At 63.8% G+C, this 23,496-nt stretch carries 20 protein-coding genes; 16 read left to right on the top strand and 4 right to left on the bottom strand.

The features are described from left to right. Nucleotides 1-2: 2 nt before the first annotated feature. From KJQ96_RS25955 to KJQ96_RS25910, 10 genes are all read left to right on the top strand, one after another. On the top strand, nucleotides 3-482 hold the full coding sequence (locus KJQ96_RS25955; protein WP_213289244.1) for a (2Fe-2S)-binding protein: 480 nt from the start codon (nucleotides 3-5) through the stop codon (nucleotides 480-482). 11 nt (nucleotides 483-493) lie between these two features. Beyond that, complete coding sequence (locus tag KJQ96_RS25950; RefSeq protein WP_213289243.1) at nucleotides 494-2,077, top strand: xanthine dehydrogenase family protein molybdopterin-binding subunit; 1,584 nt, start codon at nucleotides 494-496, stop codon at nucleotides 2,075-2,077. A gap of 2 nt (nucleotides 2,078-2,079) precedes the next feature. Continuing rightward, nucleotides 2,080-3,102, top strand: a complete 1,023-nt coding sequence (locus KJQ96_RS25945; RefSeq protein WP_065745719.1) for a xanthine dehydrogenase family protein molybdopterin-binding subunit — start codon at nucleotides 2,080-2,082, stop codon at nucleotides 3,100-3,102. An 8-nt stretch (nucleotides 3,103-3,110) separates the two neighbouring features. Next, on the top strand, nucleotides 3,111-3,992 hold the full coding sequence (locus tag KJQ96_RS25940; RefSeq protein ID WP_213289242.1) for a MoxR family ATPase: 882 nt from the start codon (nucleotides 3,111-3,113) through the stop codon (nucleotides 3,990-3,992). Then, entirely contained in the window at nucleotides 3,989-5,107 is a 1,119-nt protein-coding gene (locus tag KJQ96_RS25935) for a VWA domain-containing protein (protein WP_213289241.1), read from the top strand. The genes KJQ96_RS25940 and KJQ96_RS25935 overlap by 4 nt, the downstream gene beginning before the upstream one ends. Continuing rightward, nucleotides 5,104-5,994, top strand: coding sequence for an amidohydrolase (locus KJQ96_RS25930; protein ID WP_213289240.1), 891 nt, complete (start codon nucleotides 5,104-5,106; stop codon nucleotides 5,992-5,994). Before KJQ96_RS25935 ends, KJQ96_RS25930 begins: the two co-directional genes overlap by 4 nt. A gap of 46 nt (nucleotides 5,995-6,040) precedes the next feature. Next, on the top strand, nucleotides 6,041-6,889 hold the full coding sequence (locus KJQ96_RS25925) for an MBL fold metallo-hydrolase (RefSeq protein ID WP_213289239.1): 849 nt from the start codon (nucleotides 6,041-6,043) through the stop codon (nucleotides 6,887-6,889). Between the two features lie 19 nt (nucleotides 6,890-6,908). Next, entirely contained in the window at nucleotides 6,909-8,486 is a 1,578-nt protein-coding gene (locus tag KJQ96_RS25920; RefSeq protein ID WP_213289238.1) for an isochorismatase family protein, read from the top strand. Nucleotides 8,487-8,499: 13 nt separating this feature from the next. After that, nucleotides 8,500-9,126: an FMN-dependent NADH-azoreductase gene (locus tag KJQ96_RS25915; protein WP_213289237.1), complete on the top strand. Its 627-nt coding sequence runs from the start codon at nucleotides 8,500-8,502 to the stop codon at nucleotides 9,124-9,126. Between the two features lie 73 nt (nucleotides 9,127-9,199). Beyond that, the gene (locus tag KJQ96_RS25910; protein ID WP_213289236.1) at nucleotides 9,200-10,213 is read left to right on the top strand and encodes an NAD(P)-dependent alcohol dehydrogenase; all 1,014 of its coding nucleotides are present in this window, start codon (nucleotides 9,200-9,202) and stop codon (nucleotides 10,211-10,213) included. Nucleotides 10,214-10,463: 250 nt separating this feature from the next. Here the strand turns inward: KJQ96_RS25910 and KJQ96_RS25905 are convergent, their stop codons facing one another. Beyond that, entirely contained in the window at nucleotides 10,464-11,387 is a 924-nt protein-coding gene (locus tag KJQ96_RS25905) for a DUF2066 domain-containing protein (RefSeq protein ID WP_249734507.1), read from the bottom strand. 487 nt (nucleotides 11,388-11,874) lie between these two features. Here KJQ96_RS25905 and KJQ96_RS25900 point away from each other — a divergent pair, with 487 nt between their 5' ends. The 4 genes from KJQ96_RS25900 to KJQ96_RS25885 are packed head-to-tail and all read left to right on the top strand — an operon-like array spanning nucleotide 11,875 to nucleotide 16,026. Further along, nucleotides 11,875-12,948: an efflux RND transporter periplasmic adaptor subunit gene (locus KJQ96_RS25900; RefSeq protein ID WP_213289235.1), complete on the top strand. Its 1,074-nt coding sequence runs from the start codon at nucleotides 11,875-11,877 to the stop codon at nucleotides 12,946-12,948. 47 nt (nucleotides 12,949-12,995) lie between these two features. Further along, nucleotides 12,996-13,676 (top strand): ABC transporter ATP-binding protein, encoded by a 681-nt coding sequence (locus tag KJQ96_RS25895; RefSeq protein ID WP_028347190.1) that lies wholly within the window; start codon nucleotides 12,996-12,998, stop codon nucleotides 13,674-13,676. Then, the gene (locus KJQ96_RS25890) at nucleotides 13,673-14,833 is read left to right on the top strand and encodes an ABC transporter permease (RefSeq protein ID WP_213289234.1); all 1,161 of its coding nucleotides are present in this window, start codon (nucleotides 13,673-13,675) and stop codon (nucleotides 14,831-14,833) included. The genes KJQ96_RS25895 and KJQ96_RS25890 overlap by 4 nt, the downstream gene beginning before the upstream one ends. 2 nt (nucleotides 14,834-14,835) lie before the next feature. After that, the gene (locus KJQ96_RS25885; RefSeq protein ID WP_213289233.1) at nucleotides 14,836-16,026 is read left to right on the top strand and encodes an ABC transporter permease; all 1,191 of its coding nucleotides are present in this window, start codon (nucleotides 14,836-14,838) and stop codon (nucleotides 16,024-16,026) included. 6 nt (nucleotides 16,027-16,032) lie between these two features. Here KJQ96_RS25885 and KJQ96_RS25880 read toward each other — a convergent pair whose 3' ends face one another. Then, complete coding sequence (locus KJQ96_RS25880; protein WP_213289232.1) at nucleotides 16,033-17,010, bottom strand: tripartite tricarboxylate transporter substrate binding protein; 978 nt, start codon at nucleotides 17,008-17,010, stop codon at nucleotides 16,033-16,035. 12 nt (nucleotides 17,011-17,022) lie between these two features. On the opposite strand from KJQ96_RS25880, the gene KJQ96_RS25875 reads away from it, so the two are divergent. Both KJQ96_RS25875 and KJQ96_RS25870 read left to right on the top strand, forming a co-directional pair. Beyond that, complete coding sequence (locus KJQ96_RS25875) at nucleotides 17,023-18,174, top strand: LysR family transcriptional regulator (RefSeq protein WP_213289231.1); 1,152 nt, start codon at nucleotides 17,023-17,025, stop codon at nucleotides 18,172-18,174. A 400-nt stretch (nucleotides 18,175-18,574) separates the two neighbouring features. Next, entirely contained in the window at nucleotides 18,575-21,253 is a 2,679-nt protein-coding gene (locus KJQ96_RS25870) for an alpha/beta hydrolase fold domain-containing protein (protein ID WP_213289230.1), read from the top strand. Nucleotides 21,254-21,307: 54 nt separating this feature from the next. On the opposite strand, the gene KJQ96_RS25865 is transcribed toward KJQ96_RS25870, so the two are convergent. Both KJQ96_RS25865 and KJQ96_RS25860 read right to left on the bottom strand, forming a co-directional pair. Further along, nucleotides 21,308-21,697 (bottom strand): TfoX/Sxy family protein, encoded by a 390-nt coding sequence (locus KJQ96_RS25865; protein WP_309142472.1) that lies wholly within the window; start codon nucleotides 21,695-21,697, stop codon nucleotides 21,308-21,310. A 111-nt stretch (nucleotides 21,698-21,808) separates the two neighbouring features. Beyond that, nucleotides 21,809-23,473, bottom strand: a complete 1,665-nt coding sequence (locus KJQ96_RS25860; RefSeq protein ID WP_213289228.1) for an NAD(P)/FAD-dependent oxidoreductase — start codon at nucleotides 23,471-23,473, stop codon at nucleotides 21,809-21,811. Nucleotides 23,474-23,496: the final 23 nt, after the last annotated feature.

Genomic DNA, 23,496 nt, shown 5'->3' with positions numbered 1-23,496 from the left:
TCATGACCAAGACCGCCCTGCAATTTCGTCACAATGGCCGCGACGTCGCGCTATTCGTCGACGGCGGCGTCAATCTGCTGGTCGCGCTCCGCGAACTAATTGGCGACATGACGCCAAAGTTCGGCTGCGGCCAGGGCGGCTGCGGCGCCTGCAGCGTGCTGATCGACGGCGAGCTGCATCTCTCCTGCCTGACGCTGGCGGAAACCGTGAACGGTCGCGCCGTCGAAACGCTCGACGGGCTGAAGGACGGTCCCAACCTGCATCCGCTGCAGCGCGCCTTCATGGAGCAGTTCGCGGCCCAGTGCGGCTACTGCACGCCGGGCATGCTGATGGCGGCGAAAGCGCTGCTCGATCGCAATCCGTCGCCGAGCCGCGCCGAGGTCATCGAGGCGATCTCCGGCAATATCTGCCGCTGCACCGGCTACGAGCCGATCATCAACGCCGTGCTAGCCGCCGCATCGGGCGGACGGGCCCGCGCCTAAAGGACACCGCTATGCTGGAACTGCGCAAGGACATCTTCGCCGACGAGCGCGACGATAATTTGAAAGAAATCGGGAGAGGCACGCAGCGCCAGGACATGCTCGGCCATGTCACGGGCACTTCGACCTATTTCGACGACCATAAGCTGCAGGGCATGCTCCATCTCAAGGTACTGCGCAGCCCACACGCGCATGCCCGCCTGCGCCGCATCGATACGATGGAAGCGGAACGATCGCCCGGCGTGCGGCGCATCATTCGCGGGGCGGACGTGCCGCGTAATCTCAACACCCTGCTCAGTTTGATCAATTTCGGCAAGGACGACGAGCCATCGCTCGCGGTCGACAAGGTGCGCTACAAGGGCGAGCCGATCGTTGCGATCGTCGCCGACAGCCCGCGTGAAGCCTATGAAGCGATGGCGAAAGTGCGCGTCGACTACGAGCCGCTGCCCGCGGTGTTCGACGTCGAGGAGGCGCTGAAGCCCGGCGCGCCCGTCGTCAACGAGACCTATCCCAAGAACACGTTTGTCTACCACGACGTCTACGATCACCAAAAACTGCGCTTCGGGGACGTCGAGCGCGGCTTTGCCGAGGCCGACCATGTGCTCGAGCAGCGCTATCAGATGTCGCCGATCGAGCATGCACCGACCGAGACCAACGGCTCGATCGCAGCCCCCGATACCAACGGCCGCTATGTCGTCTATACCTCGACGCAAGCGCTGTTCTTCTCGCTCGACACCTGCGCCAAAATCCTCGACGTACCCTCCAACACCTTCCACTTCATCGGCGGAACCGTCGGCGGCGGGTTCGGTGGCAAGGTCGATACCCTCACGGAGCCGCTTGCCATTCTCGGCGCGATGCTGACCGGGCGCCCGGTGCGCTATCAGCTCGGCCGCGAAGAGGAGATGCAGTTCGGCTCGCCGCGCGGCGCCGAGCGCATCTACATCAAGGATGGCGTGATGCGCGACGGCCGCATCGTCGCGCGGAAGATCCGCGCCTATTTCGACAGCGGTGCCTATACAAGGCTTTCAAGCTACGCCGTCGTCAAATGCGTGGCCCACCTGCCCGGCCCTTACACGATTCCGAACGTCCATGGCGACGTGTACTGCGTATTCACCAACCGGACGCCGGCTACCGCCATGCGCGGCTTCGGCGTCACGGCAATGGACTTTGCGCTCGAATGCCAGATGGACAAGCTCGCGCATCTCGTCGGCATCGATCCGATGGAGTTCCGCATCCTCAACGCCTATCGCGACGGCGACATGAAGGCGCACCGGCGCGAGGCCAAGAACACCGCCCTGATCGAATGCGTCCAGGTCGCCGCCGAGAAAGCAAAATGGCCGCTGCGCGAAGAGGTCAAGCGGATGTCCTCGCGCAAGGATGGCGGCGGCAGCCGGGCGGCAATATCGCCGACGCCGATCGAGCCTGCCCCACAACGTGCTGCGGTTTCACAGCAGCGGACCATCTATGACCGCGCGCCCGCTGCAACTATTCAGCCAGCGCCCCCCACGCCGACGCCACCTCCCCCGAGGCCGCCGGCTCCGTCGCCGTCGCACGGCGCCACCCGCTTCTCCTCTGTCTTCGGCACCAGGAGGCGCTGACCATGGCAAAGCATCGCGGACGCGGCATCGCTTCGATCAACTATCCGATCGGCATGAACCTTGGCGGCGACCCCAGCCAGGCGCTGGTGCATTCCAACCCCAGCGGCAAGTTCACGGTGTCGCTGTCATCAATCGACCTCGGCCAGGGCATGAAATCGGTGACGCGGCAGATCTGCGCGGAGACGCTCGGCGTTCCGGTCGAGGACGTCTATGTCGATACCGCGGACTCCGATACCGGACCGCACTGCATGGGCTCGTTCGCCTCGCGCGGCACGCATCGGGTCGGCAATGCGGTGATGGCGGCGGCCAAAGAGGCGCGCGGCGTCATGATGGAAGCCGCTGCGGAGGAATTGGAGGTCAACGCCGCCGATCTCGAGACCGATGGGCGCGGCAACATCCACGTCAAGGGCGCGCCGCATCGCTCGATCTCCACCAAGGATGTCGCGATCGCCGCGCAGTTCAAGCAGGGTAAGACGATATCGGGACGCGGCATCTTTCTGGTGCCGCTATCCGAGGTGAACCCTGAGACCGGCGAGATGTCACCTGCGACTTGCTATGCGCACGCCTGCCTGGTTGCCGAGGTTGAGGTTGACGACGAGACCGGCGAGGTCGCGATGGTGCGCATGGACAGCGCGTATGAGTTGGGACGCGCGCTCAATCCGCGGCTGGTGGAGCAGCAGCTCGTTGGCGGCGCGTGGATGGGGATCAGCCACGCGCTGTTTGAAACACCCGAACCCTATTATCCCGACCCGGCGCATGGTCCGCGCGATTTCGTTGAGTATCTGATGCCCGGCCCCGGCGACATCTGCCCGCACGATATCGCGGTGCTGGAGCGCCCTGCGGCCGACGGCCCGTTCGGTGCCAAGGGCCCCGGTGAGATGTGCGCCAACCCGGTGCTGCCCGCGGTCGCCAACGCCATCTTCAACGCGGTCGGCGTGCGGATGGATGAATTGCCGATCACGCCTGAAAAAGTCTTGCGGGCCATCAAGGCGCAGGGCGGCGCGCGGCCGCAAGCGAGGCGCTGAGGTCAGGCATGACGGTCCGCGGCAACATCGTCGGCATCGACAGCCCGGAGGCGCTGGAACGTGCCTTGCGCACGGCGTACTACCTCGCCGACGAGGGCCTGGCGACGGCGGCCTATCTTGCACTTGCGCTCGGCAAGCCGTTGCTGCTCGAAGGCGCGCCGGGTGTCGGCAAGACCGAAGCTGCAAAAGCCATCGCCGCCGTGCTCGGCCGCCGCCTGATCCGCCTGCAATGCTATGAGGGCATCGACGCATCCGCGGCGCTCTACGAGTGGAACTATCCGCGCCAGATGCTCGCGATCCGCCAGGCCGGCGCAGAGAGCATCGACATCTATGGCGAGACCTTTCTGATCGAACGGCCGATGCTGGCCGCCTTGCGCGCGCCCGACTCCACCGTCCTCCTGATCGACGAAATCGACCGCGCCGACCAGGAGTTCGAGGCGTTTCTGCTCGAATTCCTCTCCGACTTCCAGATTTCGATTCCCGAGCGCGGCACCGTCCGCGCCGCCGAGCGCCCCGTCGTCGTTCTGACCTCGAACCGCACCCGCGATCTCCACGAAGCGTTGCGCCGGCGCTGCGTCTATCACTGGATCGACTATCCCACCGCCGAGCGCGAAGCGCGTATCGTCATGATGCGGGCTTCCAGTGTCGCCGAAGCGACCGCGCGCGCGGTCGTCGCCGCCGTCGGCCGGTTGCGACGCGAACCGCTGAGCAAGGCTCCAGGTATTGCCGAAGCTGTGGACTGGGCGGAAGCCGCCACACTGCTGCACGCGCGCGGCGTCCGCTGGCCGGACGCGTTCAAGCGCTCGATCGGGGTTGCGCTGAAGGACGAGGAGGACCTCACCTTCATCTCCGGCCGGCTCGACGCCCTCATTGCGGAGGCTGCCGCGTGAGTGACGAACCTCAATTGCCGCGTGCTGCCGGCGTCTTCGTGTCCTTTGTCGCTCTATTGCGCGCCAACGGTTTTGCCGTGGCGCCGGAACAGACGACTACGTTCCTGGCCGCCATCGAGTTGCTGGGTCCGCGCAGCCTCGAAGCCATTCGGCAGGCCGGATTGGCAACGCTCGCGCCGCCACCCGAGCGGCGCGCGACCTACGATCGGCTGTTCGATATCCATTTCCTCGGCAGCGATGCGGTCGATCGTGCCGGCGTCGAAGACGAGGAAGTGGTTCGCCTGCAGGAGGAAGGACGCGGCGAGGACGAAACAATGCTCGCCGATGAAGCCAACGAATCCGGGCTTTCCGCGACCCGCGCGGAGGCGCTGGTCGAACGCCGCTTCGCGCCAAGCCAAATTGGCGAGGCCTTGCGTCGGCTGTCACGCGAAGCCCCTGCCCGATTACCGCGACGCCGCGGCCACCGGCGCATGCGCGCCCGCCGCGGCCCGTGGGCGGATCTTCGCCGTATCTTGCGCGACAGCGTGCGCAACGATGGCGAGGTGCTGCGGCTCGGACGGCTGAAGCGGCGCACCCGGCCGCGCAAGGTGCTGCTCTTGATCGACGTCTCGGGTTCGATGAAAGGGCGCACGGACGACAATATGAAGCTCGCGCATGCCGTGGTGCATGCGGCTCCCAACGTCGAGGTATTCACTTTCGGTACAAGGCTCACTCGCGTGACGCGCGCGCTCCGTCTCAAGCGCCGCGAGCAGGCGCTGTTCGCTGCCGCGCATCTGGTCAGCGATTGGGACGGCGGCACCCGCATCGGCGATGCGCTGCAGGCGTTCCTGGCGGTACCGCGGTTCGGCAGCTATGCGCGCGGCGCCGCCGTCGTCATCCTCTCCGACGGCCTCGAACGTGGCGATCCCTCGGCGCTACGCGACGCCGTCGCCAAATTGTCGCGAAGCGCCTGGCGCCTGAGCTGGCTGACGCCCCTGGCGTCAGGCCCCGGCTTTCAGCCGCAGACCGAAGCGCTGATCGCGATCCGCCATTTCGTGGATGATCTGGTCGATGGCGGATCCACGGCTGCGATCGTTTCGCATGTACTCTCGCTTGGACAAAGGAAGGCCGCGTGACCGAAATCGTCGATGCCCACCATCATATCTGGCGCCAGGCCGACCTGCCGTGGCTCATCGGCCCGATGCAGCCGCGCATCTTCGGCCCCTACGAGCCGATCCGGCGCGACTACCCGATCCAGGAGTATCTCGGCGACCTCGCCGGCTCCGGCGTGACGCGATCGGTCTATGTACAGACCAACTGGGCCAATGATCGTTTCGAGGATGAAACCGCCTGGGCGCAAGAGACCGCCAAGGACCATGGCTGGCCGCACGCCATCGTCACCTATGCCGATTTCAACGTCGACGATGTCCGCCCGCAACTCGACCGTTTGGCCCGCTATCCGCTTGTGCGGGGCGTGCGCATGCAACTGCACTGGCACGACAACCCGCTCTATCGTTTTGCGGCACGGCCCGACCTCTGCGCCGATCCAAAGATCCGCCGTAACGTCGCGTGGCTCGCCGACTACGGCTTCAGCTTCGATCTGCAGGTGTTCGCGCCGCAGATGGCCGATGCCGCAAGCCTTGCTGAAGCCTGTCCCGATGTAACCTTCATCCTGCAGCACGCCGGCATGCTGGAAGACCTTTCGCCACAGGGCCGGTCCGCCTGGCGCGCCGGCATGAGCCGGCTCGCCTCCTGTCCGAACGTCGTCTCAAAACTGTCCGGCCTCGGCACCTTCATCCACCGCAACGACCCCGCGCATGTAGCCGGTGTTCTCACCGAGACAGTCGCGATCTTCGGTGCCGAGCGCTGCCTGTTCGGCTCCAATTTTCCGATCGAGAAGCTTTGGACGACCTATCGCGAACTCATCGACGCCTATCTCGCCGCGACCGCCTCGCTTGCCGCGGATCAGCGCGACGCCGTTCTGCGAGCGACTGCCACGCGCGTCTACCGGCTTGAGCGATGACGGCGCACGCGCAGACCGCCAATTAAAAGAACGTGGGAGGGAACATATGCCGCTTGAAATCAAAATCCTCGACTATGGGGATATCGAACTGGAGTCGAGCTTTCTCGTGCTCGGCCGCGATTGCGGCCGCACCCGCCGCGTCCTGACGCTCGGCTTCCTGATCGTCGGCGGGCCCTATCCGGTCGTGGTCGACACCGGCTACCGCTCCAACCAGATCATGGAAACGCTGGGCATGCGTGGCCTGCAATACCACGAGAACATGATCGAGAACCAGCTCGCTCGCCACGGCGTGCGCATGGGCGACGTCCGCTTCGTCTGCCACACCCATCTGCATATCGACCATGCCGGCAAGGACGATCTGTTTCCGATGAACACCACCGTCGTGCTCAACCGCAAGGAGCTGGAATACTCCGTCTCCGGGTTAATGCATCCGCAATACCCGGCGCCCGACATCAAGCACTTGATCGACCGCCTGCACACCAAGAGCGCGCTCCGTTTCCTCGATCTCGAGGTGACCGGCCCGATCGAACTGATGCCGGGCGTCTATTGCGATGCCGCCAACGCCCACACCGAAGGTTCGATGAACATCCACATTCACACCGCCGACGGTATCGCTACCATCTGCGGCGATGTGATCTACGACTTTAACGACCAGATCGTCACGCCCTTCCATGAGATTCATGACTGGGAACCGCGCACGACAGGCAATCACGGCACCAGCAAGCGGGCGGAGAAGGCAGCCATCAAAAAGCTCCTGAGCAATTCGCGCTACCTGCTTCCGGTCCACGACCGGCCGGCCAAGATCGAAGGCGGCATGGTGGTGGGCCGGCTGCATGACCAGGTGCCCGGCCCCGTGGTGCAGAGCCTGCCGCAACGCAATTGGTTCCCGGCCTGAGCGCTGAAAGGACGGACCGATGACGCACGTCACGCTGCGCCCGGAATTCGAAACGTTGATCGACCCCTATGCGCCGGTCGGCCAGGTCGGCACCGGTTTCGAATTCACGGAAGGGCCGATCTGGCATCCGGTCCATCAGTATCTACTGTTTTCGGACATGCCCGCCGACGTGCGCCGGCGGTGGGATGCGAAGCGCGGTGTCGTCGAGGTCAAGCGCCCCTCCAACAAATGCAACGGCATGACCTATGACGCCGGGCTCAATTTGATCGTCTGCGAGCACGCCACCTCGTCATTGATCCGCGAACGTCCCGACGGAAGGCGCGAGGTGATTGCCTCGCATTTCGAGAATCAGGAGCTCAACAGCCCGAACGATGTCTGCGTGCATTCGAGCGGCGCGATCTATTTCAGCGATCCCTGGTACGGCCGCATGCCGATCTACGGCGTCGAGCGGCCGCGCCAGCTCGGCTTTCAGGGCGTTTTTCGCGTGCCGCCCGGCGGGGGCCCACCGAAACTCGTGGTCGATCGGCACATGTTCGATCAGCCGAACGGCCTTTGTTTCTCGCCCGACGAGCGCCTGCTTTACGTCAACGACACCACGCAGGCGCTGATCCGCGTCTTCGACGTCGAAACTGATGGCTCGCTCGCCAACGCGCGCGTCTTCGCCAGCGGCATCCGCTCCGAGCTCGAGCCCGGCCTGCCCGACGGCATGAAGTGCGATCAGCGCGGCAATGTCTGGGTCACGGCGCCCGGCGGTGTCTGGGTCTATTCGCCATCAGGCGAGTTGCTCGGCAAGGTGCGCGTTCCCGAACTCGTCGCCAATCTCACCTGGGGCGGGCCTGAGTTTCGCACGCTCTATCTGACCGCCACGCATTCGGTCTATGCGATTCCGGTCAAAGCCGGACCGCGCCACGAGCCCTATATGAGTAGCCGGGCTTCAACTGGTCCCGATACCGTTTCCGCCGCGCCTGCGTCACCTCAATTGGCCGGCGGCGACATGCAGATCGATCCGCGCCGCTGCGCCATGATCATTCAGGATCTGCAGAACGATGTGATCATGGAGGGCGGTGCATTCGCCGATTCCGGCTCGCCCGTCCATGCGCGCCAGCAGCGGGTGGTCGACAATGTCCGCCGTCTTGCCGAGGCCGCGCGGGCCCGCGGCGTCGTCATCATCCATGTCTGGTTCATCGTCGAACCGGGCGCGCCCGGCGTCACGCTCAACGCTCCCTTGTTCGAAGGGCTGGTCGATAGCGGCGCGATGGTCCGCGGAAGCTGGGGCGCCGCGCCGGTGCCGGGGCTAGAGCCGCGTGCCGGCGATTTCGTGGTCGAGAAGATGCGCATGAGTGCCTGGGAAGGCACGAGGCTGGAGACCATCCTGAAGGCGACCGGCCGCGACATGATCATCAACACCGGCGCCTGGACCAACATGTCGATCGAACACACCGCCCGTACCGGCGCCGACAAGGGCTACTTCATGATCGTGCCGGAAGACTGCTGCTCAACCATGAACGCCGACTGGCACAACGCCTCCATCAATTTTGCCATGCAGAACGTCGCCGTCGTCACCAATGCGGACGCGGTCATCCGGGGACTGGGATGACCAAGGCCCGGCCATGCCAAAACTCTTTCACCTGAGCTGCTCGCCGCGCGCGGATTCGGAATCTTCCGCCGGCGCGCGCATCTTTGTCGACTGCTTCCGCCAGGCACGCCCCGACTGGGACATCGACGTGATGAACCTGTGGCGGGATCACCTGCCGGAATTCGAGGGCTATGTACTGGAGGCCAAATATGCCCGCATCAATGGACGGGCCTTCACCGAGTCACAGCGCGACGCCTTTGCGGTCGCCGAGCGCATCGCCATCCGCTTTGCACTCGCCGACCGCGTGCTGATCTCGACGCCGATGTGGAATTTTGGCATTCCCTATAAGCTGAAACAATGGATCGACGTGATCACGCAGCCCGGGCTGGCGTTCCGCTTCGACCCGGCGCAAGGCTATTTGCCTTTGTTCAAGGACCGGCCGACAATCGTCATTCTCGCAAGCGGCAGCGACTTCGTCACCGGCATGAATCGCGGCCGCATCGACATGGCGACGCCTTACTTGCGTGAGGCGCTGCGGTTCATCGGCGTCAGCAATGTGCGTTTCGTGCCGATCGGACCGACGACCGGGCCGCTCGAACCGATCCGGGCGGCTCGCGAAGGCGCGCATCGGCGGCTGGCCGAGATGGCTGCGCGATTCTAGCTCGCAAGGTTGGCGGAACCGGAATATTTGCGGCAGTATAGCGCTCACCGGACCGCGTCGAAGGAGACTTCCGTTGAAATGTTATGAGCTGCAGGGACCGAGCGGAATCGATGGGCTTGCCATCGTGGACAAGCCTGTGCCGGAGCCCGGCGACGGCCAGGTGCTGGTTCGGCTCAGGGCGGCAACGCTGAACTATCGCGATCTCCTTACGGTCAAGGGCGGTTACGGCTCGCGTCAGAAATTTCCACTCGTGCCGGTTTCGGACGGTGCAGGCGTCATCGAGCGGGTCGGCCCGGGCGTGCGGGAATTCGCAGCCGGCGACCGCGTCATCGGCAGCTTCTTCGAAAGCTGGATCGGCGGCGAACCGAGCGAAGCAAAAATGCGGTCAGCCCTCGGCGGCGCGGTCGACGGCGTCCTTAGCGAGTATCGTGTCTTTCCGAAGCACGCGCTGGTCCGGACGCCGGAGCACCTCACCGACATCGAAGCCGCCGCGCTCCCTTGTGCCGGGCTCACGGCCTGGAGCGCAGTGACAAAACTCGGCGGCGTGAAGCCCGGTCAAACCGTTCTGACGCAGGGGACCGGCGGCGTATCCCTGTTCGCAGTTCAGTTCGCCAGAATGTGCGGCGCGCGCGTCGTCGCAACCTCGTCCAGCGATGCAAAGATCGAACGCCTCAAGCAGCTCGGTGCCGACTTTACATTGAACTACAAGACGACGCCCGATTGGGGGAAGAAAGCCCGCGAATGGAGCGGTCACGGCGTCGACCTGATCGTGGAGGTCGGCGGGGTCGGCACGCTGAACGAATCGATCCGGGCGACCAGGATCGGCGGCACGATCGCGTTTATCGGCGTGCTCGCCGGCCCGCCGCCGTCCGACCTGCGGCTCCCCTTGATGGTCATGCAGCAGCAGCGGCTGCAGGGCGTCACCGTCGGATCGGTCGAGGATCTCCAGGCGATGGTGGATGCGATCACCACCAACGGCATGAAGCCGGTGATCGACAGAGCGTTCCGTTTCGATCAGGTCAGAGACGCTTTTGCGCACATGGAGAGCGGCGCGCATTTCGGCAAAGTGGCGATCGAGATCGGGTGAGCCCACAAGATCCTGCCAGATCTCCGGCCAGTTTCGCTAAAGCATGATGAAATTAGGTTTGATTGCGACCACGGAGAAGGTGTGCTCCCTCTCCCGCTTGCAGGGGAGGGCTGGGGTGGGGGTGTCTCCGCGGGCGACACTGCCCGAGTGGAGAGAGCCCCCACCCGGAGCTTCGCGCCGACCTCCCCCGCAAGCGGGAGAGGTGAAGCGTGCCTGCGGCCAAATCGATCTAACCAAAAAGCATCATGCTCTAGCGTCGCGCATGGCCGCCCGGATCGCCGTTGTCGGACAAAACCTGGGCCGCGCCGCCGATGCCACGTCGGAACGCCTCATCGAAAGTCACACCGCGGATTTGCCAGCGGTGCGTCCGGCCTTGCCAGTCCATTCGCCAACGCGTGAACCATCCAAGCTCGCGATCATTCCACACCAGATGTCCGATCAACGCGAGTTCCCCACCCTGCTCGGTCGCGAGCGGCGCCAGAGTCGACGATGGCGCAGTCTCGAGCTTCGCGCCTTCGAGGCCCGATTTCGCCAGCGCAGCCATGCTGGGCAGCACGATGTTCATCCCGCGCCTGTCGGCGGCTGCGAGCAACGCGTCGCGCTGCAAATCGGACTGAGCTCCATCCGCTGTGACGATAAAGTTCCTCGGGCCGTTCTCCATCCCGACAAAAACGGCAAGGCGTGGGCGATGTGAAACCCACGGCTTCAGACCAAGCGCCCTGAGAATGTCGTCGATTTTCTTTTCCTCGAAATCGACGGTCAGGTCGTAGGGCCGATCACGGGTGCCCTGCTCGTCACGAATGGGCTTACCCAAAAACTGGTCGCGATAACTGAATGCCTTGACGAAGCTTTTCGCGTTCGATTTGTACACCGCCAAGCGACGGTCGCCTGCAAGTTTCTGTGCGCCGGATACTTTGATCAGGACGTCCTCCAGACAGGAGGCAAAGCCGATGATGCGATTGGCCTCGCCCTGCCCCGTGACGACGGTCTGCGCCCGATACAGATCAGCTCCCGCCGCCGCCATCGCGCTCGCGCACCAAACCAGGGCTACTGCAAGGAGCATCCTGACGATGCTGGCTGCGCCGAACCATACCAAGACAGGCTGGCGTCTCGTGATAGGCAGATCAACCACGATGAGGCTTCCGCGATTTCTCAAGCTCTTGTCCTGGAACATTGGCAAATGCGAGGGCTAGAAGTTTCGTTTAAAGAAAGCCCTCCCCGCTGGGGGCCTTCAACACTAGCATTATGTCTCTTTGCGCCGAAAAACACATGCGCGGGTCCAATGACAGGGTTCCGACTGCAAGATTTGCCGGGTTTTGAGGTCATTTCAGGATCATAGGCGTCTACGCAGGGATCCGCGATGCTGACGGCCTGGCATTTGGCGCCGCGACGCATACAACTCTTGCTGGTCCCAAGAATTGCTTCTATCGCCATTAGGCTTTAGATTTCCGCAATTCGCTCGTCGAAAACCGGGCGCCGCCTGGCGCGCGCGAGAGCTGAACGTGATCTACAACCGAGCTGGGGTCGCCGCCTTACGAAAAAGGCTGAGGGCTCGACCGCTGCTATGGCGAGACATGTAGATCGGCTGTAAGAGAGACCGCCCGCGCGAGAACGATGTCGCCGCGCGGAAGCTGCAGCGAGCAGCCGGATGGAAATGAACGATGCGCGAAGACAAGAGCAAATTGCTGAGATCGCTGACCATCGATCGCAGCGCCAGCAAGATGGAACGACCGAAGAGCCGCTGGCTGCCGATCTCGGCGGCCGTTGCCGCCTGCGTCGTCGTCGCATTTGCCGCCTTTGCCGCCTTCGAATTGCGCAAGCAGGACCAGCCCAAAGAGACGACAGCGCAAACCGCACCGCAGCCGGCCTCACAGCCGCAAGCGCAGCAGCAGCCTCAGCAGCCCGCAACGAATGGCAAGGCGGCCGGCAGCCTGGCGGCCTCCGGCTATGTGGTAGCGCGCCGCAAGGCAACCGTTGCGGCCGAAATTACCGGCAAGGTGGTCGAGGTCTTCACCGACGAAGGCAGGACGGTGACCGAAGGGCAAGTCGTCGCGCGGCTCGACAGCGTGCTGGCTGAAAGGGACTATGAACTGGCGCGCTCGCGTGTCGAGACCGCCGATGCCGCCGTCGCCGCGATCACCGCCGATCTTGAGGATGCGACCCGGATCATGTCGCGGGTACAGACCTTGTCGCAGAAGAACTTTGCCACCGAGGCCGATCTGACCAAGGCGCAGGCTCGGGTCGGCGTGCTCAGTGCGCAATTGCGCCAGGCGCAGTCGCAACTCGAGACCGCCAAGATCGACGCCAAACGTAGCGGCTCGATGCTCGACAAGCACCAAATCCGCGCGCCGTTTGCCGGCGTCGTCATCGACCGCAGCGCGCAACCCGGCGAGATGATTTCACCGATGTCGGTCGGCGGCTACACCCGCACCGGCATCTGCACCATCGTCGACATGGATTCGATCGAAATCGAGGTCGACGTCAACGAGGCCTTCATCGGCCGTGTCACCCCCGGCGGTCCCGTGAATGCGGTGCTGGATGCCTATCCGGACTGGACCATTCCCGCCTCCGTCATCGCGATCGTGCCGACTGCAAACCGCGAGAAGGCCACGGTGAAGGTCCGCATACGCTTCGAAAAGAAGGATCCGCGCATTCTGCCCGACATGGCGGTGAAGGTGAATTTTATGCGCGAGGCCAAGGCGAACGGCTCGGCCGACGCCAGCGCCGCGAACTAGCTCCCGACCGATTCAAAGAGGAGACAAACGTGACAGCCGAACACCCGATGGTCCGCCTTACCGGCGTAAGCAAGCGCTTCACCAAGGGCAAGGAAACCATCTCGATTTTCGACCATCTCGACCTTGCGATTCCCCGCGGCGATTTCGTCGCCATGATGGGGCCATCGGGTTCGGGCAAGACGACGCTACTTAACCTGCTGGGCGGCATCGATCGCGTCGACGCGGGCGAGATTGCGGTGGCGGACCATCGCATCGACGGCCTCTCCGAGGGCGAACTGGCGGCCTGGCGGGCCGCCAATATCGGCTTCATTTTCCAGTTCTACAATCTGATGCCCATGCTGACCGCCGCGCAGAATGTCGAACTGCCGCTGTTGCTCACCAAGTTGCGCAGCAAAGAACGCGCCGAGCGTGTTCACACCGCGCTTTCCGTGGTCGGGCTTGCCGATCGCGTCAAGCACCGTCCGCGCGAAATGTCGGGCGGCCAGCAGCAGCGCGTGGCGATTGCGCGCGCCATCGTCTCGGACCCGAACCTGTTGTTGTGCGACGAACCGACCGGCGATCTCGACCGCCAATCCGCCGACGAAATCCTATCGATCCTGCAACTGCTCAACGGCGAGCTCGGCAAGACCATCGTGATGGTCACCCACGATCCCGCGGCGGCAAACTATGCCAAGCGCGTCTTGCATCTCGACAAGGGCCGCTTCGTCGAACGGGAGCTTGCCGCGTGAACGATTTCGACCTGGTCCGGAAAAACCTGTTCCGCCGCAAGTTGCGCGCGAGCCTGATGATCGTGTCGATCCTGATCGCCTTCATGATCTTCGGCGTGCTCGCCGGATTTTACCGTGCCTTCACCGCCGGCGAGGATGCCGCCGCCGCGGACCGGATGATCACCGTTAACAAGATCAACTTCACCCAGCCGATGCCGATCGCCTATTTCAACCGCGTAAAAGCGGTGGAAGGGGTGCGGCAGGTGACCTTCGCCAACTGGTTCGGCGGTTACTATCAGGATCCCAAGAACTTCATCATGGCGCTCGCGATCGAGCCGAACACCTATTTCGACGTTTATCGAAGCGAAATCGACGTTCCTCCCGAGCAGCTTCAGGCCTTCATACGCGACCGCGGCAGCGCGGTGGTCGGTGAAACGCTGGCGCAGAAGTGGGGCTGGAAGATCGGCGATCGGATTCCTCTCAATAGCAACATCTTCAGCCAGAAGAGCGGTGGTCACACCTGGGATCTCACCATTGTCGGCATCGCCAAGGGCAAGGCCCAGCACGTCGATACCAACTTCCTCCTGTTCCAGTATCCCTATTTCGACGAGACCCGCAGCTTCGGAAAGGACACCATCGGCTGGATGATCCTGCAGACCACCTCGCCCGAAAACAACGACCGCGTGGCCAAGACCATCGACGCGATGTTCGCGAACTCCACGGCCGAGACCTCGACCGACACCGAAAAAGCATTCGGCAAGGCGTTCGCGGCGCAGTTCGGCAATATCGCCCTGATCGTGCTATTGGTGGTCGGCGCGGCCTTCATCACCATCCTGATGATCGTCGGCAACACCATGGCGCTCTCGATCCGCGAGCGCACCCGCGAGATCGGCGTGCTTAAGACGCTCGGTTTCTCAGGTCCGCGGATCCTGACGATGGTGCTCGGCGAATCCGTGCTGCTGGCGCTGCTCGGCGGCATTCCGGGCCTTGCGATTGCGGCGCTGATTGCGATGGCGCTCCGCACCAGCCTCGCCAACATCGCGCCTGCGTTTGCAGTATCGCCGACAATAGCGCTGCAGGGATTGGCGCTGATGATCGCGCTTGGATTGATCACGGGTATCATTCCCGCGCTTAACGCCATGCGGCTCAAAATTGCAACCGCGCTCGGACGGGGGTAGGCATGCGTTCGCTTTGGCTTCAAGTGGCGGCGGCCACCGCCATCAATCTCAAGAGCATCTCGCAGCGCCGCTGGCTCTCGCTCTCGACGGTGATCGCGATTGCACTGGTAGTGATCGTGCTGCTCGCATTCCTGGCGATGGCCAACGGCTTCCAGCGCACCATTGCCGGATCCGGCGCCGACGACATTGCCATCGTGCTGCGGGCCGGCTCGCAGGCCGAGATCAACAGTACCGTGAGCCGCGATCAGGTGCGGGTGATCGAGGATGGACCCGGGATTGCGCGCGGCAGCGACGGCAAGCCGCTGATCTCGCCGGAACTCTATCTTGTGGTCGACGGCATCAAACGCACCACCAAGACCAAGGCCAATCTGCCGCTGCGCGGGATCGGCGAACAGGGCTCCGAGTTGCGCAAGGACGTTCGCATCACCGCAGGCCGCATGTTCAATCGCGGCAGCAACGAAGTGGTGGTCGGCAAGGCATTGCTGCGGGAATTTGAAGGGCTCGACCTCGGCTCTACCGTATCGTTCGGCGCCACGCGCTGGACCGTCGTCGGCGTGTTCGAGGCCGGCGGCAGCGTGTTCGAATCCGAGATCTGGGCCGATCTTTCCGTGGTGCAGAGCCTGTTCAACCGCAACAACATCGTCCAGACCGTGCGTGCGCGGCTCACCGGACCGGCCGCACTGAATGAGCTCAAAAGCTACAGCGACAACGATCCGCGGCTGAAGCTCGATGTAAAATCCGAAGCGAGTTACTTTGCCGAACAGGCCTCGCAAACCTCCGACCTGATTCAGAAACTCGGCTGGCCGCTGGCGATCGCGATGGCGCTCGGAGCTGTCGCCGGAGCGCTCAACACCATGTATTCGTCGGTCGCCGCGCGCGCGACGGAAATCGCAACGCTGCGCGCCATCGGCTTCGGCGGCTTCCCGGCGTTTGTCGGAACGTTGGCCGAGTCGCTGTTGCTTGCCGTCATCGGCGGACTGTTAGGGGCCGCCGCCACCTATCTGATTTTCGATGGCCTCACGGCATCGACGCTTGGCGGCAACTTCACGCAGGTAGTGTTCGACTTCAAGCTCAGCCCGTGGCTGATCGCCGAGGGCGTGATGCTCGCGCTGATCGTGGGCCTGATCGGCGGGCTGTTTCCGGCGCTACGCGCCGCGCGATTGCCTATCGTCGAAGGCCTGTACGCGAACTGAAACGCCTTATTCGCCCTTGAGGCCTGCCACGCGGATCACCTCGCTCCATTTCCGCGTCTCGTCGTCGATGAACTTGCCGAATTCGGCGGCCGAGCCGGCGCGTGTTTCCAGCCCCTGGGCGAGCAGCTTCTGTTTCACCTCGGGGTCGGCGAGCGCGCGATTGATCTCTTGCTGCATTAGCTCGACAATCGGCTGCGGTGTGGCCGATGGCGCCATGAAGCCGAACCATCCGGACGCGACCACGTTGGGATAGCCCTGCTCGCGCAAGGTTGGAGCCTGCGGGTAGATCGCGCTGCGCTCGGCGGAGGCGACGCCGAGCACGCGGAAATCGCCGTTCTGGATGTGCGGTAACGCCGTGCTGATCGCAGTCAGGGTGGCATCGACGCGGCCGGCGAGCAGCTCCGTGTACGCCATCGCATCGCCGCGGTACTGCACGTTGAGGCCCTTGACGCCAGCGTCTCTCAGCAGCAACTCGGCCGCCAAATGCGGTTGAGAGCCCGCGCCCGGCGAGGCGAAGGTCAGGCCGTCCGACTGCGACTTGCCGTAGGCGATCATCTCCTGCAAATTCTTGAAGCTCGCCTTGGCGTTGACGATCAGGAACAGCGGCGCCATGACGGTCATCGCAACCGGCTGTAAATCCTTGCGCTCGTATTTCAGTTTGCCGAACAGCGCTTCGGCGGTGGCATACGGCGCGGCGGCATAGAGGAAGGTGTATCCGTCCGGTGCGGCGCGCGCGACCAGCTCGTTGGCAATGCGCGTGCCCGCCCCCGGCTTGTTCTCGACGATGAACTGTTGCCCCAGGCCGCGCCCGAACTGCTCGGCCAGGATACGCAGCGAGATGTCGTTGGCCCCGCCGGCGCCGTAGGGCGACACCAGCCGCACCAGCCGTGACGGCCAATCGCCTTGGGCAAATGCCTCGAACCCGGAGCTTGCCGAGAGGCAGGCGGCGATGGTCCCGAGCAAGGTTCGGCGTGTGACTTTCATGAATGCCTCTTTTTGAGCCGCCTGAAAATGCGGGGCAGCCCGTCGCGTCCATCCCATTTTTCGAGCCACATTGGTGCGATCGCACTGCTGGATCGCCGGGCCCTTCATCCGATTGAGTGCAACGATAGATACGCGCCTTCTATCGAACAATTTGTATTTTTTGACCGATTGATAAGCTGGCCCTATGAATACAGAAACGACGATGCTGGGGGAGGCGACATGGCGATGGACGTGACAGTGCGGCAGTTGCGCGCCTATGTGGCCGTGCTGGAGACCGCGAGCTTCTCGGAAGCCGCCAAGGCCATGCACTTGTCACAGGCGGCGCTCTCCGGCCTGATTAAGGAGCTCGAGAGCCGCGTCGGCGTCCGCCTCCTGGACCGCACCACCCGCAAGGTTTCTGCGTCGAGCGTCGGCGAGACCTTTGCACCGATGGCGCGGCGCGTGCTGTCGAACCTCGACGAGGCTCTGGAGAGCCTGACCAACCTGAAGGAGCTCCGCCGCGGACTGGTGCGAGTAGCCGCGCCCGAGACCTTATCGTGCACGCTGCTGCCGGAGCTGATCGCTGAATACACTAACAGCCATCCCGGCGTGGACGTCCGCTTTGACGACGTGCCGATCCAGGAGGTGCTGGCGGGCCTGCAGAACGGCTCTACCGACATCGGCTTCGGGCCGGCCGGCGTCGTTCCCGATCGATCGGTGGAGGTGCACATGATTTGCGCCGACCCGCTCTGGGTGGCGCTGCGTAGTGAGGATCCGCTGGCAAAGGGCAAGTCGGTGAGTTGGAAGGATCTCCGCGAGCGGCCCCTGCTCAACTACATGCCCAACATCGCCGTCAATGTGTTGAGCAACGTGCCGCCTAGGCATCACCCGAAGGTGCTGGTGCCAGTGCACCGGGTGAACACCGCGCTATCGATGCTGCGGGTGAGACAGGGCGTCGTGATCTGCCCCTCGATGGCGGAGCCGCTGGTGCGCGGCTTCGGGCTGGCGTTCCTGCCGCTCACACAACCCACGGTCAAATGGAAGATCGCGATGTTCGTCCGGAACAGCGCATCGCTGTCACCCGCCGTGGAAAGTTTTCGCGACTTCACGCTGGATTTCAGCCCGAATTGGGCGCCCGGCGGAATGGAGCGCCGGCGCACGAATGAGCGACGCAAGCGCGTCTAGCGAACGGGCGCGCGGCATGTCGATGTCGTCCCTGCGAACGCAGGGACCCATACCGCGTGATCCGTCGAGGAAGCGCGGTCGCAGACGCCCTGCGTTAGCCGCCTACTGTTGTGAGTTGCTGAAGCAAAGCCGTCTCCCCTCCTGCCCATTCAGACGGCCGCGGCGTATGGGTCCCTGCGTTCGCAGGGACGACGTAGAGGATGCAGTTCAGTAGGAGGTGTGAGCGAAAGCGTTGCGGGGGTAAGTCGCTGCTTCACACGAGGAAATTTGTGAAACCGCCGTCGGGCAGGACGGCAGCACGCGTCTGCAACCAACATCCAACGATTGCATATGTTCTGATGACAAACTGAACACGCGGCAGTAGCCTCCTCTAAATTATAGAACATACGGGAGGAGTGGCATGCCAGACGCAGCGGTCGCAGCACGTTCTTCTGAAGCGACGAACAGCGGTACGACACAACAGGTCGATGTCGCGGTGGTCGGTGCCGGGTTTGCCGGCCTCTATCTCCTGCATCGCTTGCGCAAGGCCGGCTTCTCGGCGGTCGTGATCGAAGAGGCCGGCGACGTCGGCGGCACCTGGTACTGGAACCGCTATCCCGGCGCACGCTGCGACATCCAGACCATCGACTACAGCTACACCTTCGATCCCGAGCTGGAGAGCGCGTGGCAATGGTCGGAGAAATACGCAACGCAACCCGAGATCCTGCGCTACCTCGGCTTCGTCGCCGATCGATATGAGTTGCGGCGCGACATCCGCTTCGGCACCAAGGTCACGGCGGCAAATTGGGATGAGGCGGCCGAACGCTGGCGGCTCACGACCAGCAATGGCGCTGATGTTTCCTGTCGCTATTACATCATGGCGACCGGCTGCCTCTCTGCGCCCAAGCCGCCGGAGATCGACGGCGTCAAGGATTTCAAGGGCGAGATCTATTTCACCGGCCGCTGGCCGCACGAAGAGGTCAAGCTCGCCGGCAAGCGCATCGCCGTCATCGGCACGGGGTCATCGGGCATCCAGTCGATCCCGCTGCTCGCCGAGCAGGCCGCGCATCTCACCGTTTTCCAGCGCACGCCGAATTTCGCCCTTCCCGCCCACAACGGTTCGGCGCCGGCAGACCGCCTCGCACTGCTGCAGGGCGACCGCGCCGGCTATCGCGAGCAAGCGCGGTGGTCGCTCGCGGGCGTCCCCTATCCGCAACAGATGGCGGTGAGCTGGCAGTTGAGCGATGCCGAGCGCCGCGAGCGCTTCGAGCAGGCCTGGGCCGCCGGCGATCTCGTCTACATCCTGACCCAGCTCTGGGCCGACCAGGGCGTCGACGTCGACGGCAATGCGCTGCTCGCCGACCTGATCCGCGAGAAAATCCGCGAGATCGTCAAGGACCCCGAAACGGCCGAGGCATTGACTCCGCGCGACCATCCGTTCGGCGCCAAGCGCCCCTGCCTCGATACCAACTACTACGCTACGTTCAACCGCCCCAACGTCACACTGGTGAATTTGCGAAAGGAGCCGATCACAGAGATCACGGCCTCCGGCATCACGACCGACAAGCGCACGTTCGACGTCGATGTGATCGTGTTTGCCACCGGTTTTGACGCCATGACCGGCGCCATCAAGGCGGTTCATCCGATCACAGGCCGCGATGGCAAATCGCTGTCCAACGTCTGGGCCAACGGCCCGCAGACCTATCTCGGGCTCACGGTCTCAGGCTTCCCCAATCTGTTCCTGATCACAGGCCCGGGCAGCCCATCGGTGCTGTCGAACATGGCGGTGTCGATCGAGCAGCATGTCGACTGGGTGGTCGAGCGGCTGGCGGCGCTGCGCGAGGCCGGCTTCACGACCATCGACGCGACCGAGACGGCACAGGCCGGCTGGGCGCAGCACATGGCCGACTGTTCGACGCTGACGCTGCATCGGCTCGCCAACACCTGGTACACGGGCGCCAACGTGCCCGGCAAGGCGCGGGGCGTGATGCCCTATACCGGCGGCGTCGGCCCCTATCGCAGCATATGCAACGAGGTCGTCGCCCGCGGCATGCTCGGCTTCAAACTCACCGGTCCAAACGTTGCCGAGCAATGCAATGACGGCCAGGTCGTGCGCCTGCAGCCGGACGTGCGGCTGGTGCTGGGCATGTTGGCCGAGATGAACCTGCCGGCGATCGAGTCGCTCGGCGCCCAGGGCGCGCGCGACTTCCTCACCGAATTCAACAAGGGACGTCCTGCCGGGCGGCCGGTCGGCGAGGTCGGCGACGGCGTGCTGCACGGCGCCGATGGCCTCCTGCAGTATCGCCTCTATCGGCCGGCAACGCCGGGGCCGCATCCGATCGTGGTCTATTTCCACGGCGGCGGCTGGGTCTTGGGCGATGAGCAATCCGACGATCCGTTCTGCCGCGACATCTGCCGCCGCAGCGGGATGATCGTCGTCAGCGTCGGCTATCGCCATGCGCCCGAGCATCGCTTCCCCGCCGCGGCCGAGGATGGCTATGCGGCAACGCGCTGGATTGCCGAGCACGCCACCGAACTCGGCGGCAGAGCGGGACCGGTGCTGGTCGCGGGCTGGAGCGCCGGCGCCAATATCGCCGCCGTCACCTGCCAGCTCGCACGCGACCGCGGCGGGCCAGAGATCGCAGGCCAGCTCCTGGTGTGCCCGGTCACCGATTGCAGGTTCGACCGTCCATCCTACACCGACAATGCGATCGGCTATTTCCTGACGCGCGCGCTGATGTTCTGGTTCTGGGATATCTATTGTTCGCCCGCTGACCGCACTGACCCGCGCGCCTCGCCGCTGCGCGGCAATCTGGCGAACCTGCCTCCGGCATTCGTGGCGACCTGCGAGTTCGATCCGCTGCGTGACGAAGGGATCGAATATGCCGAGGCGCTCGCTGCCGCAGGTGTCCCGGTCGAGCAACTGCGGGCGCGCGGCCATATCCACTCGTCCCTGATGATGGTGGATGTGGTGATCACCGGCGTCAGCGGGCGTGCCAGGATGGCCGAAGCGTTGCGCAGTTTTGCGGGGTTGCCGCGAACGCTGGAAGAGAGCGGCGAAGGCGCTTCGCCGATCACGATCAACGCGGCTGCGGGATAGGCATTAGGCAACGGCCGCTCGGCTTCATCTGAGCGGCCAAAAGATTTGAACCGCTTACGACAGGCGTTTGCGGGGCCTTGGCGCTTTGCGTTGCTTTGGCGCAGGCCTCTTCGCCGCAACGCGATGCGCCGCCGCCAGCGCGGCGCGCGCCCACGCGGCAAGCTCATCGGGTTCGTCGAACAGCCGCTCCGGCGCGCGCCAGAACGCGAGGTCGATGGTCTGGCCCTTCTTCACATAACTGAGCGGTGGAAACGCCTCGGCCTCTCTGAACATCTCCCGGTTCTGATCATCGATCCGGAAGTAAAGCGTGTTCTCCGTCACCACGGCGAACATCAGCCCGTCGCAGAACACACCGGTCGCGCCGAACATAGGCCGCATGGTGAGACGGCCAAGCGGCGCGAGCTGCTCGCGCAGAAACTCGGCATAGCTTTCGCTGACAGTCACTCCGCGGCCACTTCCTGCAATCGCCCCGACGTTCCCCGCAAGGGTCATGCATCAGATTTTCTAAGTCAATCGTTCAGTTTATCTCGGTTGCGCTCGCCTTGACGCTCGGATTTACTCCGCGGCGGCCGATGCCCGCGTCGCAGCCCGCCCCTCCGCCTCAAACACGATCCCCTCATACCCCTTGTCGGTGACCTCGGTGATCGCAGCGACATATTTCGGCGTGCCGCCATTGTACACGAGGTAGCGGGTCTTGCCGTGCTCGTGGCCGGGGATATTGGAATTGTAGCCGGTGAACCACGACTTGGCTTTACGCATCAGCATGATGGCGTACATCTTGGTCACGTGCGCGGTCCAACGCGCCTGCGCTTCGGCCGTTGGCTCAGCCCGCGTGTAGCCGCGGTCCCACATGTAGCCGAGCAGGCCCATGCACCAGCCGACGCCGTTCTCGATGCCGCGCGGAAAATTCGTCGAGGCTGAGCCGCTTTGCGGCCCGGTCGGCATCAGCAAGTTCGGAAAGCCGTGCGCCATCATGCCGAGAAAGGTCGAGGGTCCGTCGCGCCATTCGTCGGCGAGCTTCACTCCGGCGGCACCCGTGATGTCGATCGCATCGAATGCGCCGGTGATGGCATCGAAGCCTGTTGAGTAGACGATGATATCGAACTCGTAGTCGCGCGCACTGGTGCGCAGGCCCGTTTCGGTGACCCGCAGAATCGGCGTCTCGCTGATGTCGACGAGATGCACATTGTCACGGTTGTAGGCCTCGAGATAATTGGTCTCCAGCGGCACCCGCTGCACGCCAAAACCATGATCCTTCGGAATCAGCTTTTCCGCCGTCACCGGGTCCTTCACGCGTCTTCGGATGCGATCGGCGATGTAAGCGGAAAACTCGGCATTGGCCGCCTCATCGGTAAAGATCTCGCGAAAATTGCTGAGCCAGATCCCGAAGCCGGGCTCGTCATAGAGCTTGTCCCACAGCGCGATCCGCTCCTCGCGGGTGGCTTCATAGAAGCCGCGCCTATCAGGCTCGTGCTCGAAGCCGCCGGGCGTGCGCCTGCAGGCTGCAAAGATCTCGTCGTAGCGCGAACGGATGTCGGCCATTTCCTCGTTCGAGATCGGCCCGTTGTTGAGCGGCGCGCTCCAGTTCGGACGCCGCTGGAACACCGTGAGTTCGCCGACCTTGTCGGCGATCTCGCCGATCACCTGGATCGCGGTGGCGCCGGTGCCGATGATACCGACCTTCTTGCCGGAGAGTTCAACCGGCTCGTGCGGCCAATAGAAGGTATGGAACGAACGCCCCTTGAACATCTCCATGCCCTCAAGCCGGGGTAGCGTCGGTACCGAGAGCAACCCGACCGCAAGAATGAGGAATCGGCAGCTCAGTTCACGCCCATCGTCGAGCCGGAGCCGCCAAAGATGACGGCCTTCGTCGAACGCCGCCGCTTTCACCTTACGGTTGAATCGCATGTATTTGCGCAGATCGAACTTGTCGGCGACATAGTTGAGGTAGCGAAGATTCTCCGGCTGGCTCGAAAACCGCTCCTGCCAGTGCCACTCGTTGAGCAGCTCTTTCGAGAAGGAATAGCCGTAGGTGTAGCTCTCGGAATCGAAGCGCGCGCCGGGATAGCGGTTCCAGTACCAGGTTCCCCCGAGATCGGGGGCAGCATCGAGCACGAGGGCATCCACGTCGAGATCGGCCAGCCGCTTGATCTGGTAAATGCCCGACACGCCCGCGCCAACGACAACGACCTCGTAGTGCGACTTGATCTCCCCAGCCATGCGCGCCCTCTCCATTAATTATT

The organism is Bradyrhizobium sp. sGM-13 (assembly GCF_018398875.1).
GTDB lineage: Bacteria > Pseudomonadota > Alphaproteobacteria > Rhizobiales > Xanthobacteraceae > Bradyrhizobium.
The sequence above is the reverse complement of the archived record's forward strand: the minus strand, read 5'-3'. Positions and strand labels throughout refer to the sequence as shown.